Source organism: Klebsiella sp. YJ (genome assembly GCF_002108615.1).
In the GTDB taxonomy this organism is placed as follows: domain Bacteria; phylum Pseudomonadota; class Gammaproteobacteria; order Enterobacterales; family Enterobacteriaceae; genus Klebsiella; species Klebsiella planticola.
This window is the reverse complement of record NZ_MTEG01000047.1, coordinates 1-21,110: the sequence shown is the minus strand read 5'-3', so window position 1 is coordinate 21,110 and position 21,110 is coordinate 1. Positions and strand designations below refer to the sequence as shown.

The following is a 21,110-nucleotide window of genomic DNA, read 5'->3' as shown; positions in this document are numbered from 1 at the left end:
ACCCGGTGGGATTGTTGGGTTTCTCATCGTGAGTTACCGGTTCAATATTCCAGACAGACTCGCGGTTCATTTAAGCATCCATGCCCGCCCTGAACTCCGGGCACACTGTAAGTTATGTCCGTTACCCAACGTTCATCCGGTGCTTCCGGGTTGAACTGCCGCTGGAGTTTGTTGGGTGTCACGATACTGGCTTCACCTATACGCGCTCGTGGGCTTCGATACCCGACCTGAGCCTTTATCCCGGCACGCTTCATCAGCCGCCAGACCCGGTTAATCCCGCATTGTTGCCCGCTATCTCGCAGGTCGAGATGGATCTTGCGATAGCCATAAACACAACCGGACTCCAGCCAGAACTGTTTGATTTGTCCTGTCTGTAGATTCAATTGGTCAACGCAACAGTCATGTGAAAACATGTAATTGCGGAGGATTGTTGGATGAGACGGACATTTACAGCAAAAGAAAAAGCATTTGTTTTTGAACTATGGAAGAACGGAACAGGCTTCAGTGAGATAGCTAATATCCTGGGTTCGAAACCAGGAACCATCTTCACTATGTTAAGAGACACTGGCGGCATAAAACCCACTGAACGCAGGCGGGCTGTAGCTCACCTGACCTTGTCTGAACGCGAGGAAATACGTGCTGGTCTGTCAGCCCAAATGAGCATTCGTGCGATCGCTACTGCGCTGAATTGTAGCCCTTCGACGATTTCACGGGAAGTTCAGCGTAATCGTGGCAGGCGGCTATTACAAAGCCGTTGATGCTAATAACTGGGCCAACAGGATGGCCAGAAGACCAAAACCGTGCTTACTGGATCAGAATATGCCGTTGCGGGAGCTTGTTCTGGAAAAGCTGGAGATGAAGTGGTCTCCAGAGCAAATATCAGGGTGGTTAAGGCGAACGAAGCCGCGTCAAAAAACTCTGCGAATATCACCTGAGACGATTTATAAGACGCTGTACTTTCGTAGTCGTGAAGCGCTACACCACCTGAATGTACAGCATCTGCGCCGTTCGCATAGCCTCCGGCATGGCAGACGCCATACTCGCAAAGGTGAAAGAGGCACGATTAACATTGTGAACGGAACGCCAATCCACGAACATTCCCGGCATATCTATAACAGGCGCTCTCTTGGTCACTGGGATGGCGATTTAGTATCGGGTACAAAAAACTCTCATATAGCCACACTTGTAGACCGAAAATCACGTTATACGATCATCCTGAGACTTAATGGCAAAGATGCCACCTCGGTGAATCAGGCTCTTACAGATAAATTCTTGAGCTTGCCGCCTGAACTCCGGCAATCACTGACATGGGACAGAGGAATGGAGTTGGCCAGGCATCTGGAATTTACTGGCAGCACAGGGGTTAAAGTTTACTTCTGCGATCCTCAGAGTCCCTGGCAGCGGGGAACAAACGAAAACACTAATGGGCTAATCCGACAGTACTTTCCCAAAAAGACATGCCTTGCCCAATATACTCAACATGAGCTGGATCAGGTTGCAGCTCAGCTAAACAACAGACCGAGAAAGACACTGAAGTTCAAAACACCGAAAGAGATAATCGAAAGGGTTGTTGCGTTGACAGATTGAATCTACAGCGGCTTTTTTTAATATGTCCCGTTCGTCAGTAACCCGCTTCAGCTCCTTCTGGAGTCGGCGGCTCTCAGCCTGAGCATCTGACTGTTCTTTGTTGGTGGAAGAGTCCGGTCCGTACCTCTTTATTCAGGCGTAAAGACTGTCAGTAGTGATATCGAGACGTGTTGCGACGCTGGAAACAGAATGGCCTCGCTCAACAACCTGCTTTACCTATTCAATTTTAAACTCTTCGGGATAACGTTTACCGCTCATGGGCACCTCTCTTTTAATTAATCTTAAATGACTCCGAGGTGTCTGTTAAACCTGTGGCGATTCACACTACAAAATATTCGACGTTCACAATACAGATTTTATTTTCCCTGCACTCAATCACCGGTCAATTTTCCCGAATTGACCGGGAATGGTTATTCATATCGCCTTACCAGGTGATGATATTTTCATGTATGGCATATAGTTATGTCCGTTTAGAGTTTTGAGTTTAGACGGTTGATGCAGCACACTAGGTAAATCGTCCTGTAGGCGGCTACAACTGAACTGACCCCATAGCCCAGCTGTTTTATGGTCGAATACCTCGGCACACTGATGATCACTGAGGCTTTATTATTGTATATTTACTGGCATTCAACAGCATGAATGAATACGTGGATTATCTCCTTGATGTCTTGGAAAATATCCGCATCCGCTCGTGATTCATTAGGAATGTACAGGTTGGGATTTTCAAACGTATCTGCCTGGTAAACGCCTCTTTTTTCTGATGAATAAATTTATATAGCTAAGTATATGTCCAGCCCAGTGCTCCGATAATAATTGCAAGGATGATTAAAGTAATTGCAGTTTTACGCATTAGCACGCCATAAAATGCCAGAGACATTCCGATACACAGAATTATCAACACTGGCCACATACTGAGTACAAGGTATAGATAACTTTCTACATCGTTACTAGTAGTCACACTCACATCAATATTCCTCATCTGGAATTCCATAAGTTAAATATCTCACCTCATAATATCATGCAACACCCTTGCTCTAATATTTATTGGTGATAAAACAGCTTCAACTTGAATTAATTGCTTCTTACCATTGCGTTCAGGATAGTAAGTCGCTTGCTCAAAGTGGCAACGAGAGCTACTTTCCTGAGGTTGCCAGCTACAACCAAAGGCTAGCGCTAGATAATGAACCTGGTTCCGTTTTCAGGTTTCTGCAAGCTCGCCGCGAAACACGATAATGTTTTTGCGCAGGGTGTTATCACAAGAGCAAAACGATACTGCTAATCACCTGACACATTTCTGAATGTTGACGCATGCAGGTATCTATATAGTTTACCCCGGATTTCTAAAAAAAACTGCAAGCTCAGATGTATTTATACCGCAAAGTGGCATGTAGGCGCCAGCTAGAATTAAATCAGGTTATGGCGGTAAGGGGCGCCGAAGCCCGGCGTAGCCGGCTACAGTTTGATAGGTTCTGCCAATCCCCATCCCCGCCCTGATAAGCCATACCCACCGATAACGCTTCAGGAGCTGCTGTACGCGGTCGGAGTGGTCACGACAAGGCGTTAGCCGCAGTCGTGGCGTATCTCCGCGTTAGCGGGCCGTAGGGCCGCTTACGAGCGTGTACCCCGGACCTCACCGCAGCACTACCCACAGCGATGACCAACCTGTAGTTACAACACCCATCATTAAAAGCGATGGTGTTCCCCGGCCTTCGGCCGGGGGCGGCGGCGCTTTTCAGTGGTGGGATGAGTTATGTAGTTACCGCTGTGCACGGAACTGAATAGTGGTCTGAGAGGGGCTCAGTGTTGCAGGACGGCGCCGGAGGTTTGTTTAAATGGTTAATTGAATGCTGTAACTAAAGTGCTTGCTGGTGCTGTGCCCGCCGCTTGCCGGCGGGAGGTACTTCTCGATTCTGAGCGGCGCGGGCGTTTGCGACCGCTGCCAGCGAAGGCCTCATTGAGACTGTCCACAGGACAGACGGCGAACAGGTTTTCCTTTGAGATGAAAGAGATTCAGATCTTTAAAAGAAGTACAGAGCAGGTATTTAAAGGGAACCATGCGGTCTGTAATTCTTTCGACGGGCACCCAGGAAACGTGTCGGGTGTAGCCTTGTGAATAGTTCCCTTGCAGTTAAATGTGTATAAGTAAAATCCGGTCAAAAAACCGGGGCCGGAGACCTGAAATTTCATCCACGAAAAGGAAAAATCAGGAGGTGGCCGTGGTGGCTGTTACAGGAATGGTCAGAAATCAGGCAACTGCAGAAGACGGGCGAGCGAAAGTCTCCGGCGTCGGCCGGATAAAAAAGTGGGAGGTTTATATGGGCTCGGGGTACGGCGCCAGGCGGGTATAGTTATTGCCCCGGGATATCAGCATTCGTTCCGTCACACGTCGCTCCACCTCACGCTTCAGCGCGTCATGATCGCCTCTGAAGCGGCCGGTGGCATATTCACGGGTCAGCTGCTGACGAACGCGCGTCTCTATATCCTTACGCTGGCGTGAAGCATCCCGGCGAGCTGTCGCTCGCTTCTGGCCATGTGATTTACGCTCAGCCTGGTAGCTACGAAAACGCTCGCGTACAAAACGCCAGGATTTAGCGATCAGCTCGTCCATTTCCAGTTGTGGCAGGCTCTGCTTTTTACGCTGTTTGTTTTCCCACTCCACACGGCTACGACGCGCGGCCACGACAGCGACATCTGACACATCCAGAGCCTGAAAAAGAGCCGGCGTGAACGTCATGTCGGTCGGGATGTTACAGCCAATCTGCGGGTCATATTCCGTGGTGTAGGTGATCAGGCCCAACTCGGACATAAAGCGCAGCGCACGGGTCGCCCGCGAGATAGAGAGATTGCCACTTGCGGATTCCGTGGCCAGCCCGCACTCGATGGCCATATTGGTAATCGAGCGCTGCACGCGATTGGCCAGCGGATCATAATGGAAGCACATTGCCTGCAGGAGCGCGTCAATTGCACGTCGACGCAGTATAGGAGGCATGCGGCGGCGCTTACCCAGTGAGCGGGCAAAAGCAACATGGATTGAAAAATCAAAGGTAGCGGTGAAGCCTTCGGCTTTGGCCATCAGCTTACGACAGAACGGCAGTGTCTTTTTGCCTTCACGCGCCATAAAACGCGGCTCGGCATTTTTAACCTGAACGTAATGAAATGAGTTTTCTGAATTCTGGTCAGCCACCGCTTCCTGCGCTTATGTTGCACGGAAGGAGTGGGCACAGAAGGTCTTGAACTTTTCTGAGCATGAATCTATACTCCCTGCATAGAGCAACAGCTTCTATGCAGTTTTGAAAGGCCCCGTTAATCTTTTCGCTCCGCCAAGAATGAAGAAGATTATCGGGGTTTTTGCTTTTCTGGTTCCAGGTAAATTCCCCATCCGAACCAGTTCCCTGCCACCTTGCGGCGTGGCCAGCCAGAAATCTCTAAACGATCAGTAATCTAGCACTCAAAGCCGGATGGATCAAGAATGTGACGTCGTTACATCAATTCCAAGCTTCGCGGACTCCATTTCAATAAGCCTTTCAATCATTTCTGCCTGAGTAATTCCTTCACTCTCACACATGATTTGAAGCTGATTTTTAAGTGAATCGCGCACAAACACCCTCACCTCTTTGTGCGTCGTTTTTTTACGCGCAACAGCCTTCTGCTGCCGTTCTGCAGCAGAAAGTGGTTTCCCTTTTCTGTAGGGGCGTTTAGATGAGGAAGTAACTGCGTTTATGGCCTGTGACATCTCTGCCTCCTCAAGCATTTAACTAAATACCTGAACAAAGATACTACAGCTGGCCTGATGCGGCGAGTGGCTATGTTATTTTTTGTTATATAACCTAATCTCCGTTGGCGCGAAGTTCAGGTTAAAAAACGTAACGATTTTCAGTACGTACTCTGCCAGTCCGTTCCCTGTGCCCAGCGGGATGCCCAGTGGTTCAGGTAACTGTGGGCGACAACCGGGTCATCCCACACGACCAGCACATTCTCTGAATTCGAACGGTCCGCAGCCCGACTGAAATTGAAAGAGCCGACCTCGGTATTGCGTTTGTCTGCGACGATCACTTTGTCATGAAGGATCGTATATACGTCGACGGTGCGGACAGGGATACCCGCGCTGACCAGCACGTTCATGGCGGCCACGCTGGCTTTCCCGGTATTCGCCTTCTGGTCCAGTACTACCCTGATATCCACTCCACGCCGTTTTGCCGCAATAAGCGAGCGAGTCACCTCCGGCGACGTGAAGGAGTATCCCATCAGGCGGATTTCCTGCTGCGCTGAATCGATGGTCTTCAGGACCAGCTGCAGGGCCGTTCCTTCCGGGGAAAAGCCGGTCTCGATGGACGCGGCGTTGACTGCCGGCACTGGCGTGTAAAGCGCCAGACTGAGCAGTCCGGGCAACCACCACCGGCTGGCTGGGGTTTGACGGGTCGTTCTTTTTTCTATACTCATACGATTTCACTCCTGATGACATTCAGTGATGTCGTGTCGGTGCTTCAGAAAATCCCTCACACACCTGACCAGTTTCTCTGAATCCCGCTCCCGCAACAGCGGAATGCCGGCCTGGCGAAGTACCTCTTCCAGCAGAATATCCCGGCGTACCCGATGTTTTTTCAGGTGCGAGGCATCATCCAGTTCGACAGCGGCCACAATGGCAAAGGTCGTGATATCCACCACCACCACATCGCAGTGCCACTGTGAGGCCATCCGGAACAGCTGCCACCAGGTCCGGGAGCGAGGCCGGATATGAGGTGCCAGGCTGGCGATATCCGCCACCCGCACCTGCGGGCACAGAAGCCAGCGTTTCTGGTCGGTGTGCTTCAGCAACGCCCGGTAAAAATGCTGTTCCCGTGGCGTCATCAGCATGTCATTGCTCACCCAGGCCCGCTGACGACACAGTCGCTGTTCCGCCTCGGTGGTGCGAATACCCGCCGCTTTCAGTGCCTGCAGTACCGGAGAGGTCTTCCCCGTTGTTCGTCCCTTCACAAGCAAAACAAGAAAACCCAGCAGACCCAGTACTATGACGATGGCGCCCGTCATCATTAATATTTTTGCCATTCCGGGCCTCGCTTTATAACCATATCAATCCATATGTGTTTCTTTACTCTGTTCAGCATTCCACTCAGCCCTTCTGAAAGAATTTTCCCCGGAGATTTCTTTGCTGCAATAAAAAACCGCATATGAATTTCCTTAAATTTGTTTCAGCGCTATTGCCGCTGTCACAATAGCCTGCAGGGGATGCATCGGTAATTGATTGCTGTAATTTAGCCAGACACGACGTAAAACTTCTCCGTCTTTGATATAGTGCGGCCTTCGGCTTATTGACTCCTTATCAATACAAATGCCACGAAAAAGTGGCCTGGAACCGACTTTATAGAATTCATGCCGTTCTTCATTGCTCATTTTCATCACCAGTCGATTGAGATAGCGTGAAACCAGAGCAAATGAACGAAACGATGAAAAGTCACCGTTGAAATCCACGACACCACCTTTCAGTAATTTAAATTGCCCCGAAGTCATGACAAAAGCCCGGGAGGGTTTTACTGGTATCGTCCATGTCGCATGGTATTTGTATATCCCTCTCTCCTTTTCGATCCATGCCTCCCCTACAAAATCGACGTCTTCATTTAGTTCCCCGGAAAACATCACCTCTTTATATTTCCCTAAAAAATAGATGTCACCGACCCTCATATCTCTGACTTCACGCTGACACCATACGGGCATATGACAATAGCGCATTAAATCGCGAACAGTCTTCACAGCATCAAGCTTCATTAGTTCACCTTTTTAATTGGTCAATTCTTTTAATTGAATAACAAGCGTAACGAGCCAGCTCTTGTCAGTTCTGTTTATAACGGTATTTCCACGGCTGAACGGGATTCAGGCGTCGCCGGCAATCGCTCCCGATGAGTCTGATGCGCAGTCCCGTCAACGCTCAGTCCCTCTTCTGATGCACCAGGCATCTGCCGGCAACCGATCCAGCAACGCACGTCGGTATCTGTTCGGCACCCCCTGACCAGCCACGAGGTCAGCAATCAGGACCGATATGGCGGAAATCAACAGCACGTAGTGAAGGACGATGCCGGCCAGCTGCACAAGCTCTGTTGCGGGCATAGTTCGCAGGGCGGTCACCAGACGGATACCGTCCTGCGGAAATCCCCACACCAGAAGACCCGCACCTGCCAGTATCGCTGCTGGCGCATAAAGGCATCCCCGGGAGACAAGCCGGACCACCAGGTCGATAAGGTCACGCATCTGCTGGTGATAGGGGTTCGAGGTTCAATCGTGTAAAAAACCACGTTAAGGCAATAATTCATTGTTTGAATTGAAATTTAATGGCCTCAACTCTCCCTTCAGAATATTTTCCGGCAGCGTGAACGTATAATGTCCCAGCATGTTGATATGACCGTACATCAGTGGCGACAGGCGTGAGATATGCTCGTCTTCCGGGATCTCACCAGCGCTGCGCAAATGTGATAGCGCTTCCTGCATATAAAGCGTGTTCCACAATACAACTGCGTTAGTGACAAGCCCCAGCGCACCCAGTTGATCCTCCTGCCCCTCACGGTAACGTTTTCTAATCTCACCACGTTGGCCGTAACAGATCGCCCTTGCCACGGCGTGACGGCCTTCTCCCCGGTTAAGCTGAGTCAGTATCCTGCGACGATATTCTTCATCATCAATGTAGTTGAGGAGGTACAGCGTCTTGTTGACCCGTCCCACCTCCATAATCGCCTGCGCCAGCCCTGACGGACGGGAACTTTTTAAAAGCGAGCCCACAAGTTCTGAGGCGTGGACTGTACCCAGCTTCAGAGAACCGGAAACCCTCATCATTTCATCCCATTGGGTTTCTATCTTTGACAGTTCAACGCATCCCCGCGCCAGCTCATCCAGTACCCCGTAGTTCGCATTTTTATCTGCACGCCAAAATACCGCCTCACCGGCATCTGCCAGGCGGGGCGAAAACTGGTAGCCCAGCAGCCAGAACAGGCCAAAGATAATGTCGCTGGACCCTCCAGTGTCCGTCATAATCTCCACCGGATTCAGCCCCGTCTGCTGCTCCAGAAGCCCTTCCAGCACAAAGATAGAGTCACGCAACGTACCGGGGATAACGATGCCGTGAAAGCCGGAATACTGGTCAGAAACAAAATTGTACCAGGTGATCCCACGCCCTGAGCCAAAGTATTTTCTGTTAGGGCCAGAGTTCAGCGTTTTTACAGGAGTGACAAAGCGCATCCCATCTGCAGAAGCCACTTCTCCGCCGCCCCAGCGCTCAGACAGTTCCAGCGTGGACTGAAAATCGACCAACCGGGCATTAGCGCTGACCAGCGTTTCAGCCCGAATGTAGTTTTGTTTTACCCAGCTCAGACGGTGGCGGGTCAGTGCCGGAATACTGTGTTTGATCAGCGGTTCATGTCCGATATTGCAGGCTTCAGCGAGCAGTACGGCACACAGGCTGATGTTAAGATCCTGAGCACGGGCTTCAGACTCACTCACATGAGTGAATTCGCGGGTAAAACCAGTCCGGGCGTCAATTTCAAGCAGCAGCTCTGTCAGATCAACAGGGGGGACCAGCTGCCTGACGCGGCTGTTCAGAAGAATCAGCGGCTGCGGTTCTTCCAGTTTTTCCAGACTGCTGATGGTCAGGGACGGATATTTACCCTGATGACAGATGCTCACGGCAGCATTCAGCTCAAAGCGTGAGGCCACCGTTTTCCAGGTTTCGTCCAGTTCGGTTGCCAGCTGTTTAACGGCATTTCCACCATCGGTGGGGTGTCCAAGCGCCCGGCATACGGCGATCCGCTGAGCCTGCCATTCTTTCCCCTGAAGAAACTTCTGACGCGGATCGCCCCAGCGATCGCTGTTCTCCAGCCAGATATCGCGGCGACGCAGCGAATCCTGAAGGCGTTCCAGCAGGCACAATGAGTATCCTGCACGCTGTATCCGGCCTTCGGAGTCGTACACCAGACGTTTCCAGGGACCTGTAATGATCTGCTCAGGCGCATTCTCCAGGAGGCGTTTTTTCGAACCACTCAGTTCGGCCAGGTAATGTATGGCCGATAGCGTATTTTCGCCGGCAGGGGCAGACTGAAAATGTAAATCACGCAGCATCGCTGGCAGAAAGCGCTTAACCCGTCCATATTGCTCGACCATTTCATCCTGGAAATTTGTGTCCTGCGGGCGGGCAAGCTCATTGACTTTACCTACGGATTCCGCCAGCCGGTTCTTTGGTACGTGGCTGAAAATAGTCTGACGCAGCGCTGCGTCATCCATTTTATCATCCAGTAAAAGCGTACATGCATGTGCCAGAAGTAGCGCCGCGCGATCAAGATCTTTGAGCGTTCTGAGCCGTTTTTTCTGCCCGGTTTGCTTCGCTGAACGCGTGATATTGAGGATCAGCAGATCCAGAACATCGACAGCCTCATCGAGTGCCAAAATTTCCTGTGCTTTAACAAACGCGGTCAGGATGGCCAGCCGCCGTTCCTCCGGCATTCTGGCGATATATTTTACCGAAGCCATGCCAGCATAACGAGCCAGGTTGCGGAGTTGAATTGCAGGCAGCCCGGCAAAATTCAGCCGGGAAAACTCCAGGCTGCGCAGGCGTGTGTAGCGCTGAAGTGCGTCAGTAAAGGCCGGACCACTGACGTTGACGGGCCCTTTTCGTATCTGCTCCATCACGGAAACCCGCTGTCCTTCCGGTATGACAAGCAGACCGGCCAGTTGCTCAGTCTGCCAGCTGTCAGGTAATGCAGCCAGTCTGCGCCACAAACGCCTGCTTGCCCGCTCACGAATTTCGCCAATGAGCCTCGTCAGCGCTGAGGCTGCGGGCAACAATACTTTATTCTGGAGCAACCATGCCGTGGCAAAATCGAACATCAGACCGGGGCGCTCGTTACTGAGCCATGTGCGGATATAAAGCAGACGTTTCAGTCTGAACGACCAGGGGAAATCGCCAAAATCATGGTAGTCAGAGTGTTGCCTGATCAGCCTTTGATGCTCCCAACGGGTATTCTCTCTCTGGGCGTATCGGGCCATGATCTCAGGGCGATGAATGTTCAGCTGTAATGCAACGTAATTTCGGACGCCGGGAGGTATTTGCAAGGGATCGGTCTGGAAGGTTCCCAGAAAACGGGCCGTGGTTAGCTGAAGGGCAATCCCAAATCGGTTATGTTTCCCCCGGCGCTGATTAATAAAAACAAGATCGCGTTCATCAAGATGAAAATACCGGGCCAGCTGAACCTCGTTAGGCTCGGCGGCATACCGTCCGTAGTTTTCGGTCTGTTCACTGGTCAGAAAACCGTCACTCATCCCGCATCCTTTCGTAAGGGTATCGCTCTGCTCAAATTTTGATAGTCTCAGATATTATAAGTTTTGAGACCTTTTAAAGTGCGTGCTTACATGAGTATCAAAAATCGTGTTTTATGCTTTATGATACTACGCAGTATCAGTATCGATTTGTGAGACCAATATGGCATTACTGGGATATGCAAGGGTATCAACGAGCCATCAGAAACTGACGGCGCAGATCATGGAGCTGAAATCTTCAGGCGTCAGAGATGACCGGATTTTTACTGACATGATGTCGGGCGCCACGGACGAACGTGAAGGGTTACAACGGCTGCTTGCCCGTGCCGAAAAAGATGACATTATCATGTGTACCAAAATGGACCGGCTTGGCCGCAACACAGCGGATATGATCCACATTGTTGATGCCTGCTATAAAAAGGGAATAGCCATCCGGTTTCTGGAGAATGGACTGAGTACTGAAGGCACGATGGGTAAAATGGTCATTCAGATCCTTGCTGCCGTTGCTGAAGCTGAGCGGGAGCGGATCCTGGAGCGCACAAACGAAGGCCGGGTCATCGCCATGGCGGCAGGCGTCAGGTTTGGACGGAAACCTCATCACAAATCGGCCGCCGCACTGGAGCTTATCCGGCACGAAACGCCCATTAAACTGGTGATGGAGAAAACCGGCATATCCAGGGCCACCTATTTCAGGTTAAAAAAACTGGGCCCAGGCAGTTAACCCGACGCAGGCAGCGATTTTTTCCTGTGCCGGAAAGGGTTTCGCGGTTGATGCTGATGATCCCCTGCTTAAAAACAGAGTTAACATTGCCCACAATATTGCTGGTTTTGATGAGCCGTTAAAGGAGTTTTATGAATGGATGGATGTATCTGGTGATTGCCGGCATAGCCGAAGTCTTTTATGCCGCGTCAATGCTCCGGACTGAGGGATTTACCCGGATCTACCCCAGTATTTTTTGCCTGACATTTATCGGTGTGAGCATGTACTTTTTGTCCCTGGCAACACGGACTATTCCTGTAGGAACCGCTTATGCGGTCTGGGTCGGGATTGGTGCTTTAGGGACAGCAGCGTACGGAATAATTTACTTAAATGAAGATAAGGGCCTGTTACGCATTGCCTGTTTCGGACTGATTCTGGCGGGTATCATTGGCCTGAAAATTCTGGCAGGACACAAGCAGCTGTAGGTTCTCATCCATAAACAGAACTCCGGGGGCATTCTGATTTTAGACATCAGCATGCCTCTCCCTTTCCCCTTTTTGAAATGGGACATTACCCGCTACATTAATAACAGGCGAGAGAACCGACATAACCGGGGGCGGCCAGGAAAAGTTGCCATGATTGACAAAAAGACTGCTTTTTGTTTGTACCTGCATGATTAACGGTGCGAATTTTTTCGGCAAACTATAAATGCGGGCACCAGTGTGATGATAAGCACCTGAATAAATGCCGACGGTAATGAAGGTGGCCCTGTTGATTAATAAGTTTGCAGGGAAATAAAAATCCCCGTCATCACGGGGATTTTCCGGACCCGAATGCGTTACCGGGAAGGATGCGAAGGAGAAAAGCGCAGTATCAGCATACCCGCCAGTGCTGCCAGTACAGAGCCGGCAAGTACCCCCACCTTGACCTCGTCCACCAACAGGGGGCTTTCTGCAAACGCCAGGTTGCCGATAAACAGGCTCATGGTAAACCCTATTCCGCACAGGACCGATACGCCGTAAACCTGCAGCCAGGTACTTTTTTCAGGCCGTTTTGCCAGGCCCAGGCTGACGGCCAGCAGCGACAGGCCGAAAATGCCCGCCTGCTTGCCAACAAACAGGCCCAGCGCAACGCCGACCGGTACCGGCGACATCAGGTCATCAGCCGTCATACCGGAGAGCGCGACCCCCGCATTTGCGAAGCCAAACAGCGGCAGTATCAGAAACGTCACCCACGGATTGATGCCGTGCTCCAGCCGGGCAAGAGGGGATTGTTTATCCGGATCGGTTACCCGCAGCGGGATAAAGAGCGCCAGCAGGATACCCGCGATGGTGGCGTGCACCCCGGACTGAAGCATGAAAAACCACAGCACGCCCCCCGCCAGCAGATAGGGAAACAGCCGGGTAATCCCGGCACGGTTCATGATAAACAGCAGAGCAACCGTGACCGCCGCACCGGCCAGCATCAGAAACGAAATATTACTGGTATAGAAGAGCGCAATAATAGCCACTGCGCCCATGTCGTCCAGAATAGCCAGCGCCGACAGGAAAATTTTCAGCGAGGCAGGTACGCGACTGCCCAGCAGTGCCAGTACCCCGAGCGCAAAGGCAATGTCCGTGGCGGCAGGAATTGCCCAGCCAGCGAGGGTTTCATCGCTGCCCGCATTAAACCATACGTAAATGGCCGCAGGCACGGCCATCCCGCCCAGCGCGGCAAATCCCGGCAGCGCGCGCTGGCCCCAGGTGGCAAGCTGACCGGTGAGAAGCTCGCGCTTGATTTCCAGGCCGACCATCATGAAGAACACGGCCATCAGGGCGTCGTTTATCCAGTGCTCAACGGAGAGGCCGGCGGCGTTGTATTTCAGGAATACCTCATATCCCTCCCTGAGCGGAGAGTTAGCCACGATGATAGCGGCTGCTGAGGCGATGATGAGCACGATGCCGCCGGCTGCGGGCGAGCTGAAAAATGCAGATGGCACTTCTGACATCCTCTTTTTATTTCTGTCTGGGATTTCTGACACACTCCCTCCCTTTATTCAAAAAAAACAGGCCTTCCCCTGATATACAACCGCTGGTTATCAGAGGATAAGCCGGCTGAGCTACGCTGAAGATATAAAAAATACGATAATTAATTGCTGATAAATTAACGAATTAGCGTGACGTTAATTTTATCATAACGTCCGGCCCGCTTCAGGCGGAAGAGGTAAAGCCCTGTAAAGCTGCCGCAGGCAGGGGCATTTTTATCCGTCATCAGCCACACGCTCACAGCAGCCATGTGACGACAAAAAAACCCAGGGCAGTCATCAGAATGGAGCCGGTTACGTGTACCAGCAGTGAAGTAAACGCCCAGAAATAATTACCGGACTGCAGCTGTGAGAATATTTCCAGGGAAAACGTGGAAAACGTGGTCAGCCCACCGCACAGCCCGGTGATAACAAGTAATCGCCAGGCCGGATCCAGGTCAGGATGGCGCATGAACCAGGCCAGCGACGCACCAATGATAAATCCGCCCGCAAGGTTCACTACCAGCGTGCCCGGTGGCAGGTCAGGAAACAGGCTGTTCAGGCGTGCGCCAAGCAGCCAGCGGATCAGGCAGCCAGCGGATCCACCAATGATAATGGCCAGATAAGATTTCACGGGGTTTACCTCTGTGTCAGAGGGAGTATGCAGGCTGATGATACGGGGCGGCCTGACATACTCCCGGTTAAAGGGGAGTAATATCAGGCGTCATCAGCTTCTCAGGGGAAGCGGTTGGGTAAGGTGGAACGCCATCACCTCGCCGCAATTCTGGCCCGGTCACGGGCGTTAATCAAGCGGCTATCCACTGTTTTTGTGCGACTCCCCCTGCGGCGGGCATGAGGAGCCCGTTTTCAGGCTTGACCTGAAGAGCATTAAAAATTATCGTTTCGGCAGCATTTTATATCTGACTGTGAGTCATGCACATTACGCCACCCTGAGTTTCTCTTCGCCCGTCCTTTATCAGAGAGCCTGCCGCGACAGCCAGTCCGCGCCGGGTACCGTTCTCTCATATCCGTTACGGGACTGCCACCTTTCACGGTGAACCCGCGTGTACCTGCTTCAGGGACGCAGGCGCCGTGTCCGCAGCAGCCGGTACGGACACGTCGTGATTAATCGGCGGGCTGCAGCCCGCCTTCAGGGATATTCATGCGTCAGCTTTTTCGGTTTATGTTTCATCACGCCTCTCACCTTACGTTCGGTGCGATGCTGATGGCCATGTCCAGCTTTGGACAGACCTATTTTGTCTCACTTTACGGGCAGGATTTTCGTGAGGCCTTTGGGCTCACCGACGGCGGACTGGGCGGCCTGTACGCAATCGGAACGGTGATGAGCGCCATCACGCTGACCTGGGCCGGACGGCTGATTGACTACACCACGACCCGCCGCTTCACGCTGGCGGTCACCCTTTTGCTGCTCACGGCCTGCCTGCTGGTTTCCGGCGCACAGGCGGCGTGGATGCTGTGCATCGGGTTTTACTTTCTGCGCCTCGGCGGCCAGGGACTGATGGTGCATACTGCGCTGACCGCAACGGCGCGCCAGTTCCCCCTTGATGCAGGCAAGGCGCTCGGCGCCATCGCGCTGGGGCTCTCGCTGGCGCAGGCCGTTTTTCCTGTGATTGCGGTGCAGATAAGCGCGCTGACGGGATGGCGCGCTGCCTGGGGCATCAATGCCGGAATGCTTGTTGCCGGCGTGGGGGTCGCGCTGATGTTTTTGCCCCGCGGGAAAGAGAAGCCGCTGCGTACGTTCAGAAAGCGGGGTGAGGAGAAAGAAAAAGAGGCGCCGGTATGGCGAAACCGCAACCTGCTGCTGGCGCTGCCTGTCGTGCTGGCCTCCCCCTTTATCACCACCGGCTTCTTCTTCCACCAGGCGAGGCTGGCACAGGAGAAAGGCTGGGAGCTGTCGTGGGTGGCGGTATGGTTTATTGCCTATGCCATTACCCAGGCGGTATCGCTGCTGTCGTTTGGCCCGCTGATTGACCGGCTCTCACCACGCAGGCTGCTGCCGTGGTTTCTGATGCCACAGGCCCTGGCCATGCTGGCGCTATGGCTCAGCAACGGTCAGTGGGTGACGCCTTTTTACCTGATTATGACCGGCGTATCGTCGGCCATTGCCTCAACGCTTGCCACCGCGCTCTGGGTACAGCTGTTTGGTCCGGCGCAGCTGGCCAGGGTGCGCTCGGCGGTTGAGGCAGGGACGGTGATTGCCAGCGGGGCATCCCCGGTAATCATGGGCGTGCTGATAGATAACCATGTCACCCTGCATCTTCAGGCCCTGTTCTGCCTGGTCTACATTCTTGGCGCCAGCCTGCTGGCCACCGGTATCAGGACGGATGCGCCGCAATAACGCGCCTTTACCTTCATACCCGTCATCCTCTTTCCCCTGTGAAGGCGGGCCTGATATCAGGCCCGCCTGTTTCATCGCAGCATCAGCAGGGGCTGACGGCTTTCAGACAGCATTTCCGTGGTGTGGCTGCCAATAAAGAATCGCCGTAACCGGGAGTGCCCGCAGGCCCCCATTACCGTGAGGTCGATATCATGGGCGTCCGCGTAGCGGCACAGCGCCCCGGTTACGGACTCGTCTTCCAGCAGGCGTGTCTCGGTCGTGATACCGGCTTCCTGAAGAACAGCCTGCGCATCCTGCAGGGCTGACATGTCACCGTTGACCATCACGATATGACAGCTCAGGCCGTGCAGCAGCGGGCTGACCGTCAGGCGCGTCAGGTTTTTACGGCTCTCACTGCTGCCGTCGTACGCAAACATCACCCGCGCCGGCGGCGTAAACGTCTCCGGCACAATCAGCACCGGGTTTTTCTGCAGGCGAATGACGCTTTCCAGATGGCTGCCTACCTGATTCTGCGTCCCGCGGCGCCCCAGCACCATCAGCCGGACTTCGCCCAGCTCCGCCAGGATTTCGTCCAGTGCGCCGTGCTTTTGCAGCAGCTGTGCGTCCGGCTGTCCGGTCTGCTTCAGGAGCTCCGCACAGCCGGCCAGCACGGCCTTGCCCTGCGCCATCAGCAGCCGGCTGCGCTCACCCTCGACGCGGACCAGCGCTTCGGTCAGCTGCTCCCGGCTGTCAATACCAATGCTCCCGGTCAGGTCAGACACGGCGGGAGTCTCACTCTTTTCGAGCACGTGCAGCAGCGCCAGCGGCGCGCCAAGTTTACCGGCTGCCCAGGCAGCATACTCACAGACCGGCCGGGTTGACGGCGAGCCGTCAACGCAGGCAATAACGGTGTTATTCATGATGCTTTCTCCAGTAAATTAATGGCCACCCATCAGCTTTTCCACTTCTTCAGGCTTGTCATGCACTCCGAAGCGGTCAACGAGGGTGCGGGTCGCGTCATTCATACCCTTGATCTCCACTTCCGTGCCTTCGCGACGGAACTTGATAACCACCCGGTCCAGCGCGCTCACGGAGGTGATATCCCAGAAGTGGGCGTGCGTTACGTCAATCACCACGCGCTCCACCGCTTCACGGAAGTCGAAGTGGCTCATAAAGCGATCGGATGAGGCAAAGAATACCTGGCCGGCTACGGTATAGGTGCGGGTGTCGTCCTTCAGCTCAGAGGAGACCGCCATAAAGCGGGCGACCTTGGTGGCGAAGTTCAGCGAGGCAATCAGCACGCCGGTGAGCACGCCAAACGCCAGGTTATCGGTCGCCACCACCACCACCACGGTGGCCAGCATCACCACGCTGGTTGACAGCGGATGGCTGCGCAGGTTGCTGATGGAGCGCCAGGAGAAGGTGCCGATGGAGACCATGATCATCACCGCCACCAGAGCCGCCATGGGTATCCGGGACACCCAGTCGCGCAGGAACACCACCATCAGCAGCAGCACCACGCCGGCGGTGAGCGTGGAAAGCCGCCCGCGCCCGCCCGATTTGACGTTGATCACCGACTGGCCAATCATCGCGCAGCCCGCCATGCCGCCGATAAAGGAGGTGCAGATGTTGGCCACGCCCTGCGCCTTGCACTCGCGGTTTTTATCGCTCGGCGTGTCGGTCATGTCGTCCACGATGGTGGCGGTCATCATCGACTCCAGCAGCCCCACCACGGCAAGTCCTGCCGAGTACGGCAGAATAATCATCAGCGTGTCGAGGTTAAGCGGGATATCCGGGATCAGAAACACCGGCAGGCTGTCCGGCAGTTTGCCCATGTCACCCACGGTGCGCACGTCCAGGTGCAGCCACATGGAAATGGCGGTCAGCACGATGATGCAGACCAGCGGCGAGGGAATGGTTTTGTTCAGATACGGGAAGAGATAAATGATGCCCAGGCCCGCAGCGGTCAGGGCATAAACGTGCCAGGTGACGTTGGTCAGCTCCGGCAGCTGCGCCATAAATATCAGGATGGCCAGCGCGTTCACGAAACCGGTGACCACCGAGCGGGAGACGTAGCGCATCAGGCTGCCCAGCTTCAGGTAGCCGGCCGCCAGCTGCAGTACGCCGGTCAGCGCCGAGGCCGCCAGCAGATACTGCAGGCCGTGGTCTTTTACAAGCGTGATCAGCAGCAGCGCCATCGCACCGGTGGCGGACGATATCATTGCCGGACGGCCGCCGAGGAAGGCCATAACCAGGGGAATACAGAACGCAGAGTAGAGCCCGACCTGCGGGTCGACTCCGGCGATGATGGAAAAGGCGATCGCTTCGGGAATAAGCGCGAGCGCGACCACAATACCGGCAAGGACGTCACCACGGACGTTACCCAGCCAGTCCTTACGCGTCGAGGACAGCAGCATAGTCATTTCTCAGTTTTTGATTACGGTCAGCCCGTGAGGGCAAAAATTTTACGTACGAAAAAGCACATCCGCAGACGGGATGTTTTTGAGTGCGCGCCGAAGTTTATTCAGTGCGACAGAGGAGGGGTACGACTCAGGGTGGCGTAAGACGCATGGTGGTGTTTATCACTCCTTCACGGCTGACAGAGCAGCGCGGGTAATCAGAAAGACCGGATGAACAGACGTTCAGTACCGGCCACAAATGCCCGCCGGGCAGATGAACCACGGCAAAAAGCGCTTTTTACTCTACACGAATTGTTAACGGGGTCAACGCGCAGGGCAAAAACGCTGTTCATGGAATGCCGGTCAGGCGCATCCGGACGGAAAGTCCTTCTGCATGCTCAGGCTCGTCCGGCGTTCGCACATACATATGATTAAGTGAATATAAATTTGACGGAGAAAGTTTCACAGGTACACTCAGGTCAGTCACAATAAGGAGTCACCATGCCACCCGTGTCCCCCCTGCAGCTTTTTAAAAGCCTTTCCGACGAAACCCGACTCAGCCTCGTGCTGCTGCTACGCGAAAAAGGGGAGCTCTGCGTCTGTGAACTTACGTCCGTGCTGAAAGAAACTCAGCCCAAAATCTCACGGCATCTGGCTCTGCTGAGAGAAAACGGGCTGCTTACCGACCGGCGGGACGGAAAATGGATCCACTATCGTCTGTCGCCTCATATGCCGGCGTGGGCAGCGGCGGTTATCGAACAGGCTTATCTCTGCCAGCGGGATGATATCCGCCAGCTCAGCCGGCAGGCTGAACGCGATAACGCCACCACCAACGGCAAGCCTGTCTGCATTTAAAAATTTACCGGTATATATCTGGATTATCGAATATATTACGCATCGAAAATTTATCAGTCCGGTTTAACAGGCATTTGTATTCAATAGGAGCGGGTATGTTTCTGGCAGGTGCGATTTTCATCCTGACGCTGGTACTGGTCATCTGGCAGCCGAAGGGGCTGAGCATTGGCTGGAGTGCCGTCATCGGTGCGGCGCTGGCGCTGCTGACCGGCGTGGTGCACATCGGTGATATTCCGGTGGTCTGGCAGATTGTCTGGAACGCCACGGGCACGTTCATTGCGGTCATCATTATCAGCCTGCTGCTCGATGAGTCCGGCTTTTTTGAGTGGGCCGCGCTGCACGTTTCCCGCTGGGGAGGCGGCAGGGGCCGGCTGCTGTTCACGTATATCGTTCTGCTGGGTGCCGCAGTGGCGGCGCTGTTTGCCAATGACGGAGCCGCGCTAATTCTGACGCCGATCGTTATTGCCATGCTGCTGGCGCTGGGATTCACTCCCGGCTCCACGCTGGCGTTTGTGATGGCAGCGGGCTTTATCGCTGACACCTCCAGCCTGCCGCTCATCGTATCGAACCTGGTGAACATCGTAACGGCTGACTTCTTTACGCTGGGCTTCAGCGAGTACGCATCCGTCATGGTGCCGGTGAACATTGCCTCCATTGCGGCCACGCTGGTGATGCTTCATCTCTTTTTCCGCAGGGACATCCCGGTCACCTATGACCTGGCGAAGCTGAAGGCACCGCGGGAAGCCATCCGGGATGCACGAACCTTTAAGGCTGGCTGGGTGGTTTTGGTTCTTCTGCTGGTTGGCTTTTTTGCTCTGGAGCCGCTCGGCGTGCCGGTCAGCCTGGTGGCGGCGGTGGCGGCGTTTATTCTCTGGCTGGTTGCCCGCAAAGGACACGTGATTGACGCCGGCAGGGTGCTGAAAGGCGCGCCCTGGCAGATCGTTATCTTTTCGCTGGGCATGTATCTGGTGGTATACGGACTGCGTAACGCCGGACTGACTGATTACCTTTCCGCCGCCCTGAACCGGTTTGCAGAGCACGGCGTATGGGGCGCAACGCTCGGCACCGGCTTCCTGACGGCGGCACTCTCGTCCGTCATGAACAACATGCCCACCGTGCTGGTTGGCGCGTTGTCGATTGACGGTAGTAGCGCACAGGGCGTGGTGAAGCAGGCGATGATTTACGCCAACGTCATCGGCTGTGACCTCGGCCCGAAAATAACCCCTATCGGCAGCCTCGCAACCCTGCTGTGGCTGCACGTGCTGGCACAGAAAAACATCACCATCAGCTGGGGCTATTACTTCCGCGTGGGCATCGTGATGACCCTGCCGGTGCTTTTTGTCACGCTGGCCGCGCTGGCCCTGCGCCTGTCTGTTTAACTTTAACCCCGGGGCTGCGCCCGTGCAGCCCCTTTACGGAGTACCGCTTATGACTGACATTACCATTTACCACAACCCGGCCTGCGGGACATCCCGCAATACCCTGGCGCTTATCCGTAACAGCGGCGCCGAACCCACGGTTATTCTGTATCTGGAAACGCCGCCGTCACGCGATGAGCTGAAGAAGCTGATTGCGGATATGGGCATCGGCGTGCGCGACCTGCTGCGCAAAAATACCGAACCGTACGAACAGCTCGGCCTGGCAGAAGACCGCTTCAGCAATGACGAACTGCTCGATGCCATGCTGGCTCATCCGATCCTCATTAATCGCCCGGTGGTAGTGACACCGCTCGGCACGAAGCTGTGCCGTCCCTCCGAAGTGGTTCTGGACATACTGCCGGACCCGCAGCAGGGCGCGTTTACCAAAGAGGACGGCGAAGCCGTCATTGATGGGGTCGTCTCAGAAAACGGAATCTATGGTCACTCCCGTTTTTGCAACACCGATTTTGACGACAAGTTGGCTTGCTTGAATCTATCCGGCGTCTGAATGGGATTT

The 21,110-nt window shown here is 54.0% G+C and carries 16 protein-coding genes, 6 pseudogenes and 1 riboswitch; of the genes and pseudogenes, 8 read left to right on the top strand and 14 right to left on the bottom strand.

Annotation, left to right across the window (positions count from 1 at the left end; genetic code table 11):
* Nucleotides 1-107: 107 nt before the first annotated feature.
* Nucleotides 108-371: pseudogene (locus BV390_RS28475) on the bottom strand (IS3 family transposase); the annotation flags it as partial.
* Nucleotides 372-434: 63 nt separating this feature from the next.
* On the opposite strand from BV390_RS28475, the pseudogene BV390_RS28465 reads away from it, so the two are divergent.
* A pseudogene (locus tag BV390_RS28465) lies at nucleotides 435-1,587 on the top strand (IS30 family transposase).
* Nucleotides 1,588-1,596: 9 nt separating this feature from the next.
* Here BV390_RS28465 and BV390_RS28460 read toward each other — a convergent pair.
* The 3 genes and pseudogenes from BV390_RS28460 to tap form a co-directional block, all read right to left on the bottom strand.
* A pseudogene (locus tag BV390_RS28460) lies at nucleotides 1,597-1,845 on the bottom strand (transposase); the annotation flags it as partial.
* Between the two features lie 2,053 nt (nucleotides 1,846-3,898).
* Nucleotides 3,899-4,771, bottom strand: coding sequence for an incFII family plasmid replication initiator RepA (gene repA, locus BV390_RS28450; RefSeq protein WP_072046527.1), 873 nt, complete (start codon nucleotides 4,769-4,771; stop codon nucleotides 3,899-3,901).
* Nucleotides 4,764-4,835 carry a RepA leader peptide Tap gene (gene tap, locus BV390_RS28445; protein WP_073554103.1) on the bottom strand — a complete coding sequence of 24 codons (72 nt, stop codon included), beginning with the start codon at nucleotides 4,833-4,835 and terminating at the stop codon, nucleotides 4,764-4,766. Before tap ends, repA begins: the two co-directional genes overlap by 8 nt.
* Before the next feature lie 78 nt (nucleotides 4,836-4,913).
* On the opposite strand from tap, the pseudogene BV390_RS32015 reads away from it, so the two are divergent.
* Nucleotides 4,914-5,027 (top strand): annotated as a pseudogene (locus BV390_RS32015) (replication protein RepA).
* 23 nt (nucleotides 5,028-5,050) lie between these two features.
* Here the strand turns inward: BV390_RS32015 and BV390_RS28435 are convergent.
* The 6 genes and pseudogenes from BV390_RS28435 to BV390_RS28410 form a co-directional block, all read right to left on the bottom strand.
* Nucleotides 5,051-5,320: a replication regulatory protein RepA gene (locus BV390_RS28435; RefSeq protein WP_040118434.1), complete on the bottom strand. Its 270-nt coding sequence runs from the start codon at nucleotides 5,318-5,320 to the stop codon at nucleotides 5,051-5,053.
* 140 nt (nucleotides 5,321-5,460) lie between these two features.
* A complete protein-coding gene (locus BV390_RS28430; RefSeq protein ID WP_051800686.1) occupies nucleotides 5,461-6,027 on the bottom strand; it encodes a phospholipase D family nuclease in 567 nt (188 codons plus the stop codon).
* 6 nt (nucleotides 6,028-6,033) lie between these two features.
* On the bottom strand, nucleotides 6,034-6,633 hold the full coding sequence (locus BV390_RS28425) for a DUF2726 domain-containing protein (RefSeq protein ID WP_063923534.1): 600 nt from the start codon (nucleotides 6,631-6,633) through the stop codon (nucleotides 6,034-6,036).
* 132 nt (nucleotides 6,634-6,765) lie between these two features.
* Nucleotides 6,766-7,350 (bottom strand): hypothetical protein, encoded by a 585-nt coding sequence (locus tag BV390_RS28420; protein ID WP_064406706.1) that lies wholly within the window; start codon nucleotides 7,348-7,350, stop codon nucleotides 6,766-6,768.
* A gap of 153 nt (nucleotides 7,351-7,503) precedes the next feature.
* A pseudogene (locus tag BV390_RS32010) lies at nucleotides 7,504-7,842 on the bottom strand (hypothetical protein); the annotation flags it as partial.
* A 33-nt stretch (nucleotides 7,843-7,875) separates the two neighbouring features.
* Nucleotides 7,876-10,884: a Tn3 family transposase gene (locus BV390_RS28410; RefSeq protein WP_004118541.1), complete on the bottom strand. Its 3,009-nt coding sequence runs from the start codon at nucleotides 10,882-10,884 to the stop codon at nucleotides 7,876-7,878.
* Nucleotides 10,885-11,044: 160 nt separating this feature from the next.
* Here BV390_RS28410 and BV390_RS28405 point away from each other — a divergent pair, with 160 nt between their 5' ends.
* Entirely contained in the window at nucleotides 11,045-11,602 is a 558-nt protein-coding gene (locus tag BV390_RS28405) for a recombinase family protein (protein ID WP_004118540.1), read from the top strand.
* 131 nt (nucleotides 11,603-11,733) lie between these two features.
* Entirely contained in the window at nucleotides 11,734-12,066 is a 333-nt protein-coding gene (locus BV390_RS28400; RefSeq protein WP_004118538.1) for a DMT family transporter, read from the top strand.
* 353 nt (nucleotides 12,067-12,419) lie between these two features.
* On the opposite strand, the gene nhaA is transcribed toward BV390_RS28400, so the two are convergent.
* Complete coding sequence (gene nhaA, locus BV390_RS28395) at nucleotides 12,420-13,568, bottom strand: Na+/H+ antiporter NhaA (RefSeq protein WP_011977829.1); 1,149 nt, start codon at nucleotides 13,566-13,568, stop codon at nucleotides 12,420-12,422.
* 274 nt (nucleotides 13,569-13,842) lie between these two features.
* Nucleotides 13,843-14,217: a fluoride efflux transporter CrcB gene (gene crcB, locus BV390_RS28390; protein WP_004118534.1), complete on the bottom strand. Its 375-nt coding sequence runs from the start codon at nucleotides 14,215-14,217 to the stop codon at nucleotides 13,843-13,845.
* A gap of 77 nt (nucleotides 14,218-14,294) precedes the next feature.
* Nucleotides 14,295-14,365, bottom strand: a riboswitch (Fluoride riboswitch).
* Nucleotides 14,366-14,745: 380 nt separating this feature from the next.
* On the opposite strand from crcB, the gene BV390_RS28385 reads away from it, so the two are divergent.
* On the top strand, nucleotides 14,746-15,942 hold the full coding sequence (locus BV390_RS28385; protein ID WP_001549953.1) for an MFS transporter: 1,197 nt from the start codon (nucleotides 14,746-14,748) through the stop codon (nucleotides 15,940-15,942).
* Nucleotides 15,943-16,013: 71 nt separating this feature from the next.
* Here the strand turns inward: BV390_RS28385 and BV390_RS28380 are convergent, their stop codons facing one another.
* On the bottom strand, nucleotides 16,014-16,841 hold the full coding sequence (locus BV390_RS28380) for a universal stress protein (RefSeq protein WP_004118529.1): 828 nt from the start codon (nucleotides 16,839-16,841) through the stop codon (nucleotides 16,014-16,016).
* Between the two features lie 18 nt (nucleotides 16,842-16,859).
* Entirely contained in the window at nucleotides 16,860-18,338 is a 1,479-nt protein-coding gene (locus BV390_RS28375) for a SulP family inorganic anion transporter (protein ID WP_001549885.1), read from the bottom strand.
* A 483-nt stretch (nucleotides 18,339-18,821) separates the two neighbouring features.
* On the opposite strand from BV390_RS28375, the gene BV390_RS28370 reads away from it, so the two are divergent.
* The 3 genes and pseudogenes from BV390_RS28370 to arsC form a co-directional block, all read left to right on the top strand.
* On the top strand, nucleotides 18,822-19,175 hold the full coding sequence (locus BV390_RS28370; RefSeq protein ID WP_001549886.1) for a metalloregulator ArsR/SmtB family transcription factor: 354 nt from the start codon (nucleotides 18,822-18,824) through the stop codon (nucleotides 19,173-19,175).
* 95 nt (nucleotides 19,176-19,270) lie between these two features.
* On the top strand, nucleotides 19,271-20,554 hold the full coding sequence (locus BV390_RS28365; RefSeq protein WP_001549887.1) for an arsenic transporter: 1,284 nt from the start codon (nucleotides 19,271-19,273) through the stop codon (nucleotides 20,552-20,554).
* A 49-nt stretch (nucleotides 20,555-20,603) separates the two neighbouring features.
* Nucleotides 20,604-21,005: pseudogene (gene arsC, locus BV390_RS28360) on the top strand (glutaredoxin-dependent arsenate reductase); the annotation flags it as partial.
* Nucleotides 21,006-21,110 lie beyond the last annotated feature (105 nt).